The organism is Bifidobacterium eulemuris, assembly GCF_014898155.1.
Lineage (GTDB): Bacteria > Actinomycetota > Actinomycetes > Actinomycetales > Bifidobacteriaceae > Bifidobacterium > Bifidobacterium eulemuris.
In genome coordinates, this window is the sequence record NZ_CP062938.1 from 1,454,738 (window position 1) to 1,470,343 (window position 15,606).

A 15,606-nucleotide genomic window follows, 5' to 3' on the forward strand; every position below is an offset into this window, starting at 1 on the left:
AAGGCGCGGATAGGGGCTCAACACAGGCGCACGGCGTGGAGCGAGTGCATGGGCAGACAAGCACGGAGGCACAGGGCCGGTACCGACGGGGAGCCGTTTGAATGACCACCGCCCGTACAATCCCCGTGGAAAGAAACGACACGCGCGGGAATACATGTGGATAGAAAAGTGAGTTATCCACATTATGGGGATAAGAGTGTGGATAGTTCATAGGGTTATCCACATTATGGGGATAACTTGGTGCATAACTTGGGGATAACATCGTGCGTTCCCAAAGGGTACTTGCATCACCTATACACTCGTGGTATTTGCGGGCATCGCATCCCCGACATACACCCCTCGCATCATCGGCACAATATCACCGCAAACGCATCACGCAAACGACGCGCAGGCACATCACGCCGGCCCCCGCATCCCCAACCCACAGAATGACCGGCAACTCCTTCGCACGCGCCGCATGGGCTAGGCTCGTGAGCGTGAATATCAACCGCCGCATTCTCGCACTGGCCCTGCCGACGTTCGGGCAGCTCATCGCCGAACCCGCGTTCATCCTGATCGACACGGCCATCGTCGGGCATGTCGGAGATTCCGCGCTGGCGGGGCTCTCCATCGGCTCGACCATCATCCTCACCACCGTGGGACTGTGCGTGTTCCTCGCCTACGGCACCACCAGCCAGGTCGCCAAACTCATCGGCGCGGGCCGCCGCCGCGAAGGGCTCGAGGCGGGCATCGACGGCCTATGGCTGGCGCTCGGCATCGGCGTTGTGGTGTCAATCGCCCTGTTTGCGGCGGCCGAACCGCTGTGCTGGGCGATGGGCGCGCGCGGCGAGGTGCTCGCCAACGCGGTCGGATATCTGCGCGCCGTCGTGTTCGGACTGCCCGGCATGCTGCTCGTCTACGCGGCCAACGGCATCTTCCGCGGCCTGCAGAAGGCGCGCATCACCCTAATCGCCGCCGTGGCCGGCGCCATCGTGAACACCGTGCTTGACCTGCTGTTCGTGTTCGGTTTCGGATGGGGTATCGTCGGCTCCGGTGTGGCGACACTGATCGCGCAATGGTTCATGGGCGTGTTTCTGGTGGTGCCGGCGATTCTGTGGTCGCGGGCGGACGGCGCGAGCGTTCGGCCGCGGCTCGGCGGCATTCTGCGCAGCGCGGGCGACGGCGCGCCTCTGTTTCTGCGCACGCTGGCCCTGCGCGCTTGCATGGTCGCCACGGTGATGCTCGCCGCGCGCATGGGCGAGCAGGTGCTGGCCGCTTATCAGGCGGTGAATTCCAGCTGGAATTTCGTCATCAATATGCTCGACGCCATCGGCATCGCGGGACAGGCGCTGGTCGCCACCGAATTGGGCGCGGGGCGGCGGGGCGAGGCGCGGCGGATGACTTCGGCGGCCGCGCGCGCAGGATTGGTCGGCGGCGTGATCATCGGCCTCGCTTTGGCCTTCCTCGGCGTATTGGCCGCGCCGCTGTTCAGCGCGAATCCGGATATCCAGCAGCTGATCGTCACCGGCATGGTAACTCTGGCCGTGTTCCTGCCGCTGGGCGGTTGGATGTGGGCGCTGGACGGCATTCTGATCGGCGCGGGCGACTACCGGTATCTGGCCGCGACCTGTCTGATCACCGCGGCCGTGTATCTGCCATGTCTGTTCGGTGCCAGCGCGTTGGACACGTGGATCGCCTCGACCTCGCTGCTCGACGGCACGCCGCTCACCATCGACATGCTGCGCACCATCACCGTATGGTCCCTGATCAACGTGATCTTCATCGGCCTGCGCGCGGTGTTCAACGGCGCCCGTGCCCGCACCGACCGCTGGATGTGACCATTCGTCATGCCGAGCGGAGCCGAGGCATCCGGTTCGCCGACGGAGATCCTTCGACTACGCCCTCGGGCTTCGCTCAGGATGATGACAGGACAACATTCCCGCGTGCAACAACGCGGAAACACACGTTCCGAACCGCCGAATCAAGGGCGATGATGAGTTTGGTGTGTCGATTTCTCGAGACAAGGCCATTGTTCCACACCAAACTCGCGAATCAATCGTTTTACACGGCCACCTCCGGAAAGCCGCACACACCAAACTCTCCGCGCCCAGCTGAAGGGGCGGGTTTCCGTTATTCCAAGCGGAGACTTCGCCTCGCTGACGAGTACATGGCGATCACCAGTTTTTCGCGCCAGGCGCTCCAACCGTACTGCTTGGTGATGGACTCGCCCGCGGTCGCCCCCAGCGACGAACCGTCGGCGCGGGTCAGGTCGAATAGCATATCCAGCAATACGGGGTCATGGTCGAGCCGCGCGGCGAGCTCCTCCCCCACCGCGGGATCGTTGGGATTGCGGCCGGTGGCGAAATCAGACAAGGTGAGATGCTCGCGCGTCAACAGCGTGGCCCAGCCCACGATATCCTCGTCGAACCCCATGCGCCGCAGAATCACCGGCACATGGCGCGCTCCCTCGGCCGCGTGGTCGCGCACGAACGCGCGCTTGCCCACATCGTGCAGCAGACCGGCCAGTAGCAGCGCGGCGTAATGGCGGTCGTCATACGCCCCGCGCGGCCCCTCTCGCGTTGCTTCGACAGACAAGTTTCCTTTGCGCCCGCCGTGAGAATCCAGCGTCGTCCCGTCGGCGCCCAAACCGGCGATGGTCGGCGGCGTCCCTCCAAAGGCCGATGGCGCATCCCGCCCCGCAGCCGCTCCCTCGTGGGACCGGGCCAGGCGGGACACGACCTCGACGCTGTGGCGGTCGATGGTATAGCGGTGCGCGGCCGACGCGCTCGGGCGGTTGCGCACGCCCAGCCATTCGGGGATCCATCGGCCAGGCAAATCCACGAAGTCGATCTCCTCCCACACGCGCATCAGCTCCGGCCCACAGGCCAGCAGACGCAGGAACAGCGCGCGCGACTCCTGCGTCCACTGGCTGTCTCGAATCGGACAGCGTTTGAGATTCGCCAAGGTGGCGGGATTGATCGGCAATCCGGTCTCACCGGACGCGACGGCCACGCGCAACGCCAGTGTGGCATCGAGCGACGGCTCGACGCCGGGTGCCAGCACCAGCTCGCCCTCATGCTTGGCCACGCCGGGCGCGACCAATTCGAACTGCGGGGCCTCGCGCCGGCCTCCGCCGCGCGGCGACATGATCTGGAAGAACGAGAATCTGGGCTTCTCATGCACCAGCGAATGCTCGGCGCGGGAGGCGGTGGAATCGAGCGAGAACGCGATGCGGCGGCCGATGCGCGCCAGCAGCGTCTGCAGATCGTCAATCGCATAGGCGGCGCGTTCGGCCTCTGGCCAGGTGGGATCGGCCAGGCCGAGCATGGCGGCGACCCGCGCCTGATAGGGAGCGAGCAGCAAATTCGTATCCTTGCCCGCGACCAGATGGATGCAGTCGCGCACATCAAGCAGACGTTCCACGGCCTCGTCGTAGACGCCGTGCGGACGGTCGGCCAGCCACGAGGCGGCAAGCGCGGAGACCAGCACCGTATCGCGCAGGCCGCCGCGTGCCTCTTTGATATCGGGTTGGTTGATATAGGGCAGTCGGCCGAATTCGTTCAGGCGGGCTGCGGCGGAATCCAGCAGTTCGGGCAGACGTTTGCGCGCGGCTTTGCGCCATCGTTCGAGTATCGAGGCAGCGGTGGTTTCGATCAGGGCCGCGTCGCCGGCGACGGCGCGCACGTCGAGCCAGCCCATGGCGGCGGGCAGGTCGTGGTCGGTGACCGATTCGCATTGCGCGCGTGTGCGCACCGCATGGTCGAGGTCGAGTCCGCTGTCCCACAGCGGATACCACAGTTTGTTGGCCAGCTCGTTGATTTGGGTGTCGTTCAGCGCGTGGGGCTCGTAAATCAGCACCAGGTCGAGGTCGGAGCTGGGTCCGACCTGGCCGCGGGCGAGCGAGCCGACCGCGGCGAGTCCCACGCCGGAGTCAGGGACGGCGAAGGAGACGGACCCACAGGCCTCGCGCCACAGCTCGCGCAGAGCGTCCATCGCCAGCGTGGTACGCGCTTGGCGTTTCGCGGCGCCGTCGCGGTACACGCCGTCGTCATCCGGCTGGCTTATCTCCATGAACCGCCGCTTCAACCCATCCACAGCCGACATCGATCACTTCCGTTTCTTCGCCTTGTTTGGCCGTCCTTGGCCCTTCATTCCAGCTATCTGCGTTAGCGGTAGTGGATTTCGGTGTCCGCAAACGTCAATCTGCGTTAGCGGTAGTGCCCCTTTGCCCTTATTCCGTCTTTGGCCGTTGAAAAATGGGGCCTCGTATGTGGAGTAAAGCCCTAGATGCACTACCGCTAACGCAGATCGATATCTGCAACTTTGGTTTTCCACTACCGCTAACGCAGATAGGCCATCCGAAACCGGCGCTCCGCCGCAGTGGCGGCGCGCAAAGCCGATTCGCTGGTCCCGCATAAGGCAATCCCCGCGTGACGCTTGGCGGCGCGCGGGGATAGTGTCTTATTGATGGCCCGAATCCCTCAGGAATCCGGACGTCTTATCAGATCGCGGCGGAGCCGGTCTCGCCGGTGCGCACGCGGGTCACGGAGTCGAGCGGAGCGACCCACACCTTGCCATCGCCGATGGTGCCGGTGCCGGAGGCCTTGACGATCACACCGACCAGGGTTTCGGCGTCGGCGTCGTCGGCCAGCACCTCCACGCGAATCTTCGGAATCAGGTCGACGGTGTATTCGGCACCGCGGTAGACCTCGGTGTGGCCGCGCTGGCGGCCGTAGCCGTTTGCCTCGGACACGGTCAGACCGTGCACGCCGGCGGCCGCGAGGGCCTCCTTGACGTCGTCGAGTTTATGGGGCTGGATGATGGCTGTGATGAGCTTCATCTCACTTCACCTCCTTGAGGACGGAGCTGGCGGTACCAGCAAAATCGTAAGCGCGTTCGCCCTGGTCGGCAAGATCGACGCCGCCGATCTCCTGGGCTTCGGTGACACGCCAACCGATCGTCTTCTCCAGAGCGAAGGCGATGATCGCGGTGACCACGGCGGAGTAGAGGATGGCGACCACGGCGATGATCACCTGGACGGCCAGCTGACGCCAGTCGCCGCCGGCCAGCAGGCCGGTGCCCTCGCCGAAGAAGCCGATGAGGACGGTGCCGGTCAGACCGCCGACGCCGTGCACGCCGACCACGTCGAGCGAATCGTCATAGCCGAACTTGAACTTGAGTCCGCAGGCGAGGCAGGTGAGCACGCCGGCGATGGCACCCATCACCATGGCCCACAGCGGGGAGACCACATCGGCGGCCGGAGTGATGGCGACCAGGCCCGCGACCATACCGGAGGCGGCGCCCATGGCGGTGTAGTGGCCGGAGCGGATCTTCTCGGTGAAGCCCCAGGCGAGCATGGCGGCCGCGGTGGCGGCGGAGGTGGACACCCAAGCGTAGCCGGCGGTGCCGTTGGCGGCGAAGGCGGAACCGGCGTTGAAGCCGAACCAGCCGAACCACAGCAGGAAGGCGCCGAGCATCACGAAGGGCACGTTATGCGGGCGGAACGGCTGCGTGCCGAAGCCCTTGCGCTTGCCGATGATCAGCACGATGATCAGCGCGGCCACAGCGGCGTTGATGTGCACGACGGTGCCGCCTGCGAAGTCATGGGCCGCGGCGCCGATGGCCTGGGAGATCGCGCCGTCGGCGGAGAGCAGGCCGCCGTTCCAGACCATGTGGGCCATGGGGGCGTAGTCGAAGGTGACCCACAGCGCCACGAAGATCATCCAGGTGCTGTACTTGACGCGCTCGGCGATGGCACCGCAGATCAGGCCGACGGTGATCATCGCGAAGGCGACCTGGAAGGCCACGTCCACGCTCACCGGATAGTTGTTGCCGTTCAGACCGGTGGCGGTGAAGACGCCGTCCTCGGCGACCATGGAGTCGCGCAGCAGGAAGCCGGCCGCGGGATCGCCGAAGATGCCGGCGATGTCGGAGCCGGCGTAGGCGATGGACCAGCCCCACAGGGTCCAGATGATCATGGTGACCGACAGCGCGGCCGCCTCAAGCATCAGCATGTTCAGCACGGCCTTGGCGCGCACCATGCCGCCGTAGAAGAACGCCACACCAGGCGTCATGAGGAAAACCAGGGATGCGGAAGTCAATATCCAAGCGGTGTTTCCGGAATCCAGCATGTCTACCTCCCTCTCTTAAAGTTCGCGCCCGGCTGGCTGCCCGGTCGGACGTCTTGGGTTATTCATTCTGCAGCTCTTGCGGGCTAACAGTTGGCAGTGAACGCCCGACGCGTTTTGATTTCGTTACGACAAGTTACGCGAGTGTTAAGCGTTTGCGGCTTGTTACGGGCCTTTCGCAAGGGACCGCAATATGAAAAACGGCGGAATTCCAAGGAACGCAAAAACGCCCCGAATCATGTTTCGAATATGATTCGGGGCGTTTTGTCGAGATTTGTCGCATTCCATCTGATGAAACACAGACGGGGACGGAAGGTCGGTCAGGCGAGGATGCCATCGACGAAGCCTTCGGGGTCGAAGGGTGCCAGATCGTCCGGGCCTTCGCCGAGGCCGACGAGCTTGACCGGCACGCCGAGCTCCTTCTGCACGGAGACGACGATGCCTCCCTTGGCGGAACCGTCGAGCTTGGACAGCACCACGCCGGTGATGCCGATCGCCTCGGCGAACACCTTGGCCTGAGCCATGCCGTTCTGGCCGGTGGTGGCGTCAAGCACCAGCAGCACCTCGTCCACAGGCAGGTTCTTTTCGGTGACGCGGCGGATCTTGCCCAGCTCGTCCATGAGGTTGGCCTTGTTCTGCAGGCGGCCGGCCGTGTCGATGATGAGCACGTCGGCACCTTCCTCCTTGGCCCGCGCGCTGGCCTCGAAGGCCACGGACGCCGGGTCGGCGCCGTCCTTGTCGGAACGCACCACGGGCACGTTGACGCGCGCGCCCCACGTCTCGAGCTGGTCGGCCGCGGCCGCGCGGAAGGTATCGGCCGCGCCCATCATCACCCGCTTGCCGTCGGCCACGAACAGGCGGGCGAGTTTGCCGGCGGTGGTGGTTTTGCCGGTGCCGTTCACGCCCACCATGATGATGACGGACGGTTTGTTCGCGTCGGGCTTGTTCGCGTTGAGGCGACGGTCCGTGTCGCGGCCCACGATGTCGAGGAGTTTCTCGCGCAGGGTCGCGCGCACTTCGGCCGGGTCGGCCTTGCCGGTGATGCGCGCGTCCGCCCGCAGCCCGTCGACCAACTGGCCGCTGGCTTCGGCGCCCACGTCGGCGAGCAGCAGCGTGTCCTCGACATCCTCCCAATCGGCTTCGGAAAGATTGTCTTTGGTGAGGATGGAGAACAGCGCCTTGCCGAAGGGGTTGGAGGATTGCGCAAGCTTGGCCTTCAGTCGGGTCAGGCGCGAACCCACGGATTCAGGGGTTTCCGTTTGCGGCTTGGCGGGGGTTGCGAATCCGGCCGTTTCCGCAGCGGAGGCAGCGGCGTGGCTTGTGGTACCGGAGGTGCCTGCGGTATCCGCGCCGGCTGAAGCGGCGTCATCCGCCTGCTTGGCATCCCCGGCGGCTGGCTGGCCACCGACATCACCGGAAGTCTTCGTCTGAGCCTGAGCCTCGGCCTCACGCTCCCGCGCGATCAGCTCATCGGCCTTCGCCTTGGCCTGTTCGGTGCGGACCTCGGCCTCCTGACGGGCTTTGGCGAGCGCGCGCTTGCGCGAACCGCTGAACCACACGCACAATCCGATCAATACGACCGCGACAACAATCACGCCGACAATGGCGAGAATATTCATAGTATCCATGCCCTCCAGTCTACGCGGCACGGTGCCGACTACACTTGGGCGCATGGCAAATGCTTCCCGTATGACTTCGCTGCAGCGGCGTGAACAACTGATCCGCATCGGCCGCGCGCTTTTCGCGGACAAAGGCTTCGAAGCGGTGAGCGTCGAGGAGATCGCCTCGCACGCCAAAGTGTCCAAGCCCATCGTCTACGAGCATTTCGGCGGCAAGGAGGGCCTGTACGCGGTGGTGGTGGACCGTGAGATGCAGGCGCTGACCGGCACGCTCACCGCCGCGTTGAGCGACACGACGGCGCATCCGCGGCAGATCGTGGAGCGCACGGCGCTGGCGTTGCTCACCTATATCGAGGAGAACGCGGAAGGATTCAAGGTGCTGTCGCGCGATTCGCCGAGCACCGATCCGGCCGGTTCGTTCAGCTCGCTGCTGGGCGACATCAGCGTGCGGGTCGAGGATCTGCTCACCGCGTCGTTCAAACGGCAGAAACTCTCACCCAAGGGCGTACCGTATTACGCGCAGATGCTGGTGGGCATGACCGTGTTCACCGGGCAGTATTGGGCCGACCGGCCGAAGGTGAATAAGGAGCAGCTCGCCGCCTATATCGTCGATCTCGCCTGGCATGGCCTGTCCCGACTGGATTCCAAGCCGCAGCTGCGGTTCGAGGGCGCCAAGGCGAAGCGTGCGGCGGACAGGGCGGGCGCGAATGATTCTGACGCAAGTGGGATCCCCGTTCGCGAATCCGAGCGCGACGGTATGGATGGGACGGACGCGGACGGCGCAACGAATGTGGATGACGCAACGAATGCGGACGACGCAGGCGCTGAGGCATCAAGCGGCGCCCACTCCAACGAGTGATCCGCATCCCATAGCGGTCCCGCTGACCCCAAACGACACTCAGGGAACAATCAGGGATACCGAATGTGAATTCAGGGAAGCAGATTGTGCGATTTCCTGTTCGGGGTACCGCCTGAGGTGTACCCTATGGTGTCGGAAAGAGAAAATAGTCAAGTTGACCATCATCGACTGTTTGTGAGGAAAGGCCGCATGCAGACCCCAGCAAAGACGCTTACCTTCGTGGTGCCCGCGTACAACATGGAGACGTATCTGGAGCGCTGCGTCCATTCACTGACCGCCGCCGACCGCATCGACGACATCGAGGTGCTGATCGTCGACGACGGCTCCTCGGACGGCACCGCCGCCATGGCGGACGCCTTCGAACAGCGCATGCCGGGCATCGTGCGCGCCATCCACCAGAACAACCGCGGCCACGGCGGCGCGGTGAACCACGGCATCGCCGAGGCGAGCGGCATGTACGTGAAGGTCGTGGACGCGGACGACTGGGTGGGGCCCGAATCGCTGGAGCAGGTGATGGAGGTGCTGCGCGCGCAGGCCACGTCCGAATCGCCCGTCGACATGGTCGTGGTGAACTACGTCTACGACAAGGTGGGCAAACGGCGCAAGCATGTGGTGAACTTCCGCCATGCGATGAAGTCCGGCGCGGTGCTCAGCTGGGACGATCTGGGGCATTTCGGTCTGGCCGAGTACATTCTGATGCACGCGCTGATCTACCGCACCGATGTGGTGCGCGCCTCGGGCATGCAGCTGCCGGAGCATACGTTCTATGTGGACTTCATCTACGCCTACCAGCCGTTCCCGTGGGTCAAGACGCTGATGTACGTGGACACGCCGTTCTACCACTATTTCATCGGGCGCGACGGGCAGAGCGTGCAGACCGACGTGATGATCCGCCGCGTCGACCAGCTGCGGCTGATCAACCGCATCATGACGGAGGCGACCCCGGAGCGCGGCACCGTGCCGGACGGCCTGTACCGCTATATGATCCACTTCCTGGCGATTCAGAGTTCGGTGACCAGCGTGTTCCTGATTCTCTCGCGCGACAAGGAGAACTACGCGAAGAAGGACCAGCTGTGGGCCGATATGCGCGAGTATTCGCCGACCATCGGCCGTGACGTGCGCCGCAAGATCACCTCGCGCGCACTCAACCTGCCCGGCTCGGTAGGACGTTTCATCATCCGCTGGGGATACCGCGTCGCCGAGCGCGTCGTCGGCTTCAACTGACCGTCGTCCGCTTGGGGTGGAGCTGGTTCCATTCGATGGCGGCCTGTGGCGGGCACTGATTTCCGTCCCGCCCGGAGTGGGGCCACTGCCAGCCCGACAATCTCGACCAGCTGTACTGATTCCCATCCCACCCGGAGTGAGCCCCCATTCGTCGCCGTCATCGCGGCGTCATTGTCGCTCGTTAAAACTTCAGGGATCGACGGCGCCAATGGGACGACGGGCGCGCTGGATGCCTTCTGGGCGGTTCCGATTCCCCTCGGGCGGTTCTGATCCGTCTCGGGCGGTTCCCATTCCCCTTGGGCGGTTTTCTCTCCCTTCGGGCGGTTTCAATCCGTCTCGGGCGGTCGCCCTTCGGGCGATGAGTGACTTGCCCGATGGAAGAAAGTTTTAAAAACGTTGATTTTCCAACGTTTTATCCAACCCGATATTTGTTGCGTCCCATGATTGCGTGAAAGGCCAGCCGCCCGAAGGAGATTGAAACCGCCCAAAAAAAGGACGGGAACCGCCCGAGGAGAAATGGAACCGCCCAAGGGGAATGGGAGCCGCCCAAGAGGGATGGGCCAATAGCGAAGATCCTGATCCGCCTCAAACAACGGAGACCTCGACAGCACCATCTTCGCAACAAAGCCACGCCGGCACGTCGCGGCACACAACGGCAATCGACCCGACGCCGTCATCGCAACAAAGTCGCATCATTACGCCACGACGTGCAACATCAACCGATCGCAACGGCAGCTTCTTCGCATCTCAACATTGTCGGACGAACCACCCTCAAGCCGTCATCGCACCGCTGAACCGGGCACCTTCAAACCCGACACCATCAACCTGCCACCATCAACCTGTCATTGCCACACCCACCACCGGCAAACCCGTCATAGCCACACCCACCACCGGCAAACCCGTCATCTGCGCACCCGTCACCGGCAAACCCGTCACCGGCAAACCCGTCACCATCACACCCGCCATCGCACCAGTCACCACCACGCCCGTCGCCGCCAAACCGAGCGACATTACGGCGGTCGACCGACCTTACGCGAGCAGTGTGATTCCGTTATCCACATTCACCAGTTTTCGGTGGATTATGCGGATTTATGCACCACCGTCCACCGGTTTTCAACGCCGGTAGCGGCAGCAAAACAGGTTGGCTTACATTGACGCAATGAGCACTCCAACGACATCCTTCGCCAATCGACGACTCATCGAACTAAGTATGCGCGAAGAAGACCGGCTAAGACGCTTCCATGAGCGGCGGAGAAGCGCGACCGAATGCTGCCTGACCACCGCGTTGCGCATAGCGATGATTGAAGTCCCCATCCTGATCAACACCGTCGAACCGAACCACCATCCTCGCCTCGACGACCAGCGACTTCACCTCGCCGTACCGACCAAGGGCAATCGCTCCCAGAGCAAGGACGCCCAGTATCATTCGTTCCAACAAATCAGCACCGCGTCGATGAGCGACAAACGCAGAGACGCCTATGCACCGATCAAAATCTGTCCGGATATCACCATGACCCATCCGCTGCTCACATGGGCGCAAATGGCGGCATACCTCAACGGAGGCGAGCTCATCGTTTTGGCGGACTCACTGATGCGGCGCAACGCGGTGCAATACCGTTACGGCATCCAGGATTTCGCCGATCTATTGGATGCGCTGCCCCAGAAGTTCCGTCGGCGCGAGACTTGCGAAAAAGCGCTTCTGTATATGCGGGAGAACACCGATTCCTCCATGGAGTCGCGAATGCGCATCAAACTGATCAACACCAAGATGCCCGAACTGCAGGGACTTGTCGTCAATCATCCAGTGGCGATCAGCGAAAGCAAAACCGTCTATCTGGATATGGCGATACCCGAGTTGCGCATCGGCATCGAGTATTCGGGACGGCATCACGCCGAGCAATGGGAAAGCGACGAGGAGCGACGGACCGCTCTGACGGCGATCAATTGGCGGAACTTCACCGCCAACGCGGAGACCATGAACGACGAAGCCAAATGGAGCACATTCGTCACCCAACTTCGTCTTGCCTTCCTCGAACAGCAGCGAACGGACGGACAGACGGTCGCTTCCGGGGACGCACCCTTGGGAGGGTAATTATGCGGTACAATATTCCGGAAATCGTATTGCGATCCGCCCTCAAACATGGGGTGAATCCAAACGACGCCTTATACGTCACCGAACATCCGATTATGTCGCTTGTCATGGAGGAGGAACCGCTCAAGATTCTGCATCTCGGCATCTCGCCCGAAGGCATCCCTCTGGAGGTCGTCACCATACGCACCTCGCGAGGGGACGCGGTTATCCACGCCATGCGCATGCGCACCAAATACGTCAGACTTCCGGAAGGAGGAGGACGGTGAGCGACAAGAAATACCGGCTGCTTTCAGCCGATGACTTTGACGCGGACGAAGCGAGAATGCTCCACGAAGCCTCCAAGGAAGCGCAACGAGGCTATTCGGACCGGCAACTGGCAGCGGCCGCCGCCAGACCGGTCGGCAGACCGCTATCCGTCGGAGCCTCCCGCGCGTCGAACGTCATACGCGTGCGACTGGATGACGAACGCGACAAGCGGATCGAAGACTACAGAAAGAAGCGGCGAATCACCAGAAGCGAGGCGGTCCGCGAACTTATCGACAAAGGACTGGACATGATGCAAGAAACGCAAAAAACCTCTGGAGCCGAAGCCCCAGAGGCGACAGTACCCCCCGTGGGATTCGAACCCACAACCCACGACTTAAAAGGACGCTGCTCTAACCGTTGAGCTAGAGGGGCACGGTGCGTAGCACCAGTGGGATATTGTACAACGAATCGTGAGACACGCCAAACTCAACCGAAGCCGCGTCGCAATCATGCCGACCCCATGCGGACCAGACCAAGACCCCGCAACACGGTAGGCATCCCATACCATTCGCAGGGCTCATGAGGACAGGGCTAAGGCGCGGCCTCGCCGGACTCAGTCGAGACCGAGTTCGTAGGCGGCGGCCATCTCCTTGCCGGAGTAGGTTTTGAACGCCATCAGCGTGCGGGTGCGGGTCACGCCGTCGACCTTGGCGATGCCGCCGGGAATCACGTCGGTGAGCGCGTCATGGTCCGCGGCGGAGACGACCGCGACCAGGTCGATATCGCCGGCCACCGAATACACCTCACGCACGCCGGGGATGTCCGCGATCGCCTGCGCGACCTCGTTCACCTTGCCGCTGGCCACATCAATCAGCACGATTGCGTTCGTCATAACAACTCCTTTGTTTCGCTATTCGTTCCGCCAGCACTCATTATAGGCGGACGCGCTGCGTTTCCGTATGCGCACGGACGCCTTCGTGCGCTACGCGGCGGCCGACGCGACGCGTGTTTCCGCATGTGCCCGCGGACGCCCTTCAGTAATGACGACAAGGCTTCCCACGCGTTGCGTGTTTCCGTATGCGCCCCGGACACCCCTCGCACCAACCCGGCAACGCCCGCCGCGCCCGCGCACGAACGGCCCCGATCAGAATGAGGACCGCACGCACCGACCGTTCGGCAAAACGCCTACGCACGGCCGGACTTGGTCGACCTTGCCGGTGGACGGTTGCATATTGCCGGGAAACGCTTACGCGCGGCCGGACTTGGTGGGGTCGATGCTCATCGTCTGGAAACGGTCGGCCATGAAGTCGTTGCCGAAATTATCGGCGAAGAACTGGGTGATGGGCGAGTCGGGCAGTTCGCCGGAAACGCGCGTGAACCAGCAGTCGAGCGCCATCAGCGTCATCACGCAGTCGACCACCATCAGCGCGAAGCAGACCGTGGTGAGCGAGTAGCGCACCTTCCATGGGATCTTGTTGATCAGCCACAGCAGCCACGGCAGAATCAGCTTGATCCACAGCAGGCCCAGCACACCCCAGAACAGCATGTATTTGCCGGAGGTGCGCCCGCCGATCGACAGCCATTGGCCGGTGTAGTCCCACGCGGTGATGCCGAACGCCACCTCCATGAACCAGCTGACGAACCATTCGAACGCGCCGCCGATCACCGCGGAGGCGAGGAATATCGCCACCGGATTCGCGCGCCACAGGCGGTTGAGGCAGGCGGTCAGAATCACCGCGCCGAAGCCGTAGATCGGCGAGAACGGCCCCCACAGTAGGCCGGCGCGGTCCTCGTATTCGCCGAACAGAATGTAGTGGTAGATCGTCTCGACCACCAGGCCGAACACGCAGCCGATCAGGAACAGCCAGAACACGTTGAAGAAGTCCAGCGAGATGTAGCCTTTGCCGGTCTGGTCGCGGCCGAGCATGCCTTTGCGCACGGCGTCCCAATAGTTGTCGCGCTCGTCCATGCGCCTGAGGGTGCGGTGCAGGCGGCGTTCCTCATGCAGAGCCGGATCCGCCACGATCGAGATGGTCACGAGGATCACCAGCTGGATCGCGGGCATGATCAGATTGCCGCCGATGCCCTGCAACGCGAGCGAGAACATCGCCTCGGCGATGGTGAGCGGGATCAGCGTATAGGCCCAGCGGGCAGCGTGCTTGCGCTTGTTGCGCAGCAGCAACGCGCCGAAGACGACCAGACAGGTCGCGTTCACCACCAGCAGCACGGTGTCCGCCGCGGTCAGCATGAACGTCAGGTCCATGAAGTCCACGTTCATACGGCCGGCGATCACCTCGCGCGTCGCGTGCGCGCTGGACAGCACGATGGCGGGCGCCGTCATGATGCCGTTGAGCAGCACCAGCGCGCCGTAGATGCGGGCTACCAGCGGCAGTCGCTTGTCGTCGATGTCGATCACGCCGTCGCCGTTCACATCGGCTTCGGCAATCCCCCGGTTCGTCACTTCACTCATAGCTCCCTAGGCTATCAGGCCGCCCGCGATACCGCAGACGGCGGAGATGACGGGAACGACAGAGAAAACGGAGGAAACGGAGATTATCGGCGGGGGCCGCGCGGGCACGACGGAGCCAAGCGGCACGCCCGACAGCGTACCCGACAGCCGCTCGGCGGCATGCCCAGCGGCACGTCCGACAGTCCGCCCAACAGCACGTCTGACAACACAACCGGAAGTACACCCGGCGACGCAATCGGCGGCATAACCGACAGTCCGCCCGACAACACAACCTGCGGCACACCCGACGACACAACCGACAGCGCGCCCGGCGGTACGCCCGACGGCACAACCGGCGGCACACCCGGCAACCGTTGGATTTTGGCCTGGCTCAGCCGCTACCGCTTGGCGGTGCCGTCTTTCGGCCTGCGGTCGCGAGTGGCGTAGAAGCCGAGCGCGACGGCGAACACGATCAACGCCAACGTATCGAAGGTGACCAGCGAGAACACCAGCACGAACACCAGCCAATACACCACTTTGCGGTTCGGATGCCCCGGAACGATGTATTTGAAGGCCACGAACGCGCTCACCGCGGCGACGGCGATGGAAGCGACGGCGTACATCGCCACATAGCCGACCTGCCCGCCGCCGACCAGCGTGCCGTCCGCGGAGGGGATCACCCCCATACTGCCCAGCACCAGCACCACGGCCATGCCCGCAAGATAGAGGGAGCCGGCCCAGATCAGCGCGCGTTCCGGCGTGCGTTTTTGAAAGGCGACGGCGGCCGCCCTCTGCTGGCGCAGATAGTTGTTGTCATGCTTCATCGCATTCGCCATGATATGTCCTTTGTGAGTACGTCCCTCACAGTCTAGCCCCGACCCCGGCGATTCGCCGGCAGCGACCTTCGCGCGGCCTCATCACCCCAAGCGGAGGGCTACGGCGCGGGCTCATCATATCCAGCAAACGTTCAGCAAACATCCGGAAATCATCGGCGAAGCTCGCAGAGCATG

The 15,606-nt window shown here is 63.4% G+C and carries 13 protein-coding genes and 1 tRNA gene; 6 read left to right on the forward strand and 8 right to left on the reverse strand.

What is annotated here, in order from left to right:
- Window positions 1-428: 428 nt before the first annotated feature.
- Window positions 429-1,817, forward strand: coding sequence for an MATE family efflux transporter (locus BE0216_RS06430; RefSeq protein ID WP_094635957.1), 1,389 nt, complete (start codon window positions 429-431; stop codon window positions 1,815-1,817).
- Between the two features lie 292 nt (window positions 1,818-2,109).
- Here BE0216_RS06430 and BE0216_RS06440 read toward each other — a convergent pair whose 3' ends face one another.
- The 4 genes from BE0216_RS06440 to ftsY all read right to left on the reverse strand — a co-directional run bounded on the left by BE0216_RS06440 (window position 2,110) and on the right by ftsY (window position 7,735).
- Entirely contained in the window at window positions 2,110-4,083 is a 1,974-nt protein-coding gene (locus BE0216_RS06440; protein WP_226805719.1) for a [protein-PII] uridylyltransferase family protein, read from the reverse strand.
- A gap of 397 nt (window positions 4,084-4,480) precedes the next feature.
- A complete protein-coding gene (locus BE0216_RS06445) occupies window positions 4,481-4,819 on the reverse strand; it encodes a P-II family nitrogen regulator (protein WP_072727117.1) in 339 nt (112 codons plus the stop codon).
- A gap of 1 nt (window position 4,820) precedes the next feature.
- Window positions 4,821-6,110 carry an ammonium transporter gene (locus tag BE0216_RS06450; RefSeq protein WP_072727118.1) on the reverse strand — a complete coding sequence of 430 codons (1,290 nt, stop codon included), beginning with the start codon at window positions 6,108-6,110 and terminating at the stop codon, window positions 4,821-4,823.
- Between the two features lie 317 nt (window positions 6,111-6,427).
- Window positions 6,428-7,735: a signal recognition particle-docking protein FtsY gene (gene ftsY, locus BE0216_RS06455; protein ID WP_169714233.1), complete on the reverse strand. Its 1,308-nt coding sequence runs from the start codon at window positions 7,733-7,735 to the stop codon at window positions 6,428-6,430.
- Between the two features lie 61 nt (window positions 7,736-7,796).
- Here ftsY and BE0216_RS06460 point away from each other — a divergent pair, with 61 nt between their 5' ends.
- The 5 genes from BE0216_RS06460 to BE0216_RS11965 all read left to right on the forward strand — a co-directional run bounded on the left by BE0216_RS06460 (window position 7,797) and on the right by BE0216_RS11965 (window position 12,167).
- Window positions 7,797-8,585: a TetR/AcrR family transcriptional regulator gene (locus BE0216_RS06460; RefSeq protein ID WP_169714232.1), complete on the forward strand. Its 789-nt coding sequence runs from the start codon at window positions 7,797-7,799 to the stop codon at window positions 8,583-8,585.
- Between the two features lie 189 nt (window positions 8,586-8,774).
- The gene (locus tag BE0216_RS06465) at window positions 8,775-9,809 is read left to right on the forward strand and encodes a glycosyltransferase family 2 protein (protein ID WP_094635955.1); all 1,035 of its coding nucleotides are present in this window, start codon (window positions 8,775-8,777) and stop codon (window positions 9,807-9,809) included.
- A 535-nt stretch (window positions 9,810-10,344) separates the two neighbouring features.
- Window positions 10,345-10,935 (forward strand): hypothetical protein, encoded by a 591-nt coding sequence (locus BE0216_RS06470; protein WP_143249254.1) that lies wholly within the window; start codon window positions 10,345-10,347, stop codon window positions 10,933-10,935.
- Between the two features lie 15 nt (window positions 10,936-10,950).
- Window positions 10,951-11,901: a hypothetical protein gene (locus tag BE0216_RS06475; RefSeq protein ID WP_226805720.1), complete on the forward strand. Its 951-nt coding sequence runs from the start codon at window positions 10,951-10,953 to the stop codon at window positions 11,899-11,901.
- 2 nt (window positions 11,902-11,903) lie between these two features.
- Window positions 11,904-12,167 carry a toxin gene (locus BE0216_RS11965; protein WP_094635953.1) on the forward strand — a complete coding sequence of 88 codons (264 nt, stop codon included), beginning with the start codon at window positions 11,904-11,906 and terminating at the stop codon, window positions 12,165-12,167.
- Between the two features lie 339 nt (window positions 12,168-12,506).
- On the opposite strand, the gene BE0216_RS06485 is transcribed toward BE0216_RS11965, so the two are convergent.
- The 4 genes from BE0216_RS06485 to BE0216_RS06500 form a co-directional block, all read right to left on the reverse strand.
- Window positions 12,507-12,579, reverse strand: a tRNA-Lys gene (locus BE0216_RS06485).
- Between the two features lie 181 nt (window positions 12,580-12,760).
- Entirely contained in the window at window positions 12,761-13,039 is a 279-nt protein-coding gene (locus tag BE0216_RS06490) for an Lrp/AsnC family transcriptional regulator (RefSeq protein ID WP_094635952.1), read from the reverse strand.
- 354 nt (window positions 13,040-13,393) lie between these two features.
- Window positions 13,394-14,617 carry a putative ABC transporter permease gene (locus tag BE0216_RS06495; RefSeq protein ID WP_094635951.1) on the reverse strand — a complete coding sequence of 408 codons (1,224 nt, stop codon included), beginning with the start codon at window positions 14,615-14,617 and terminating at the stop codon, window positions 13,394-13,396.
- A gap of 377 nt (window positions 14,618-14,994) precedes the next feature.
- The gene (locus BE0216_RS06500; RefSeq protein WP_094635950.1) at window positions 14,995-15,432 is read right to left on the reverse strand and encodes a hypothetical protein; all 438 of its coding nucleotides are present in this window, start codon (window positions 15,430-15,432) and stop codon (window positions 14,995-14,997) included.
- Window positions 15,433-15,606 lie beyond the last annotated feature (174 nt).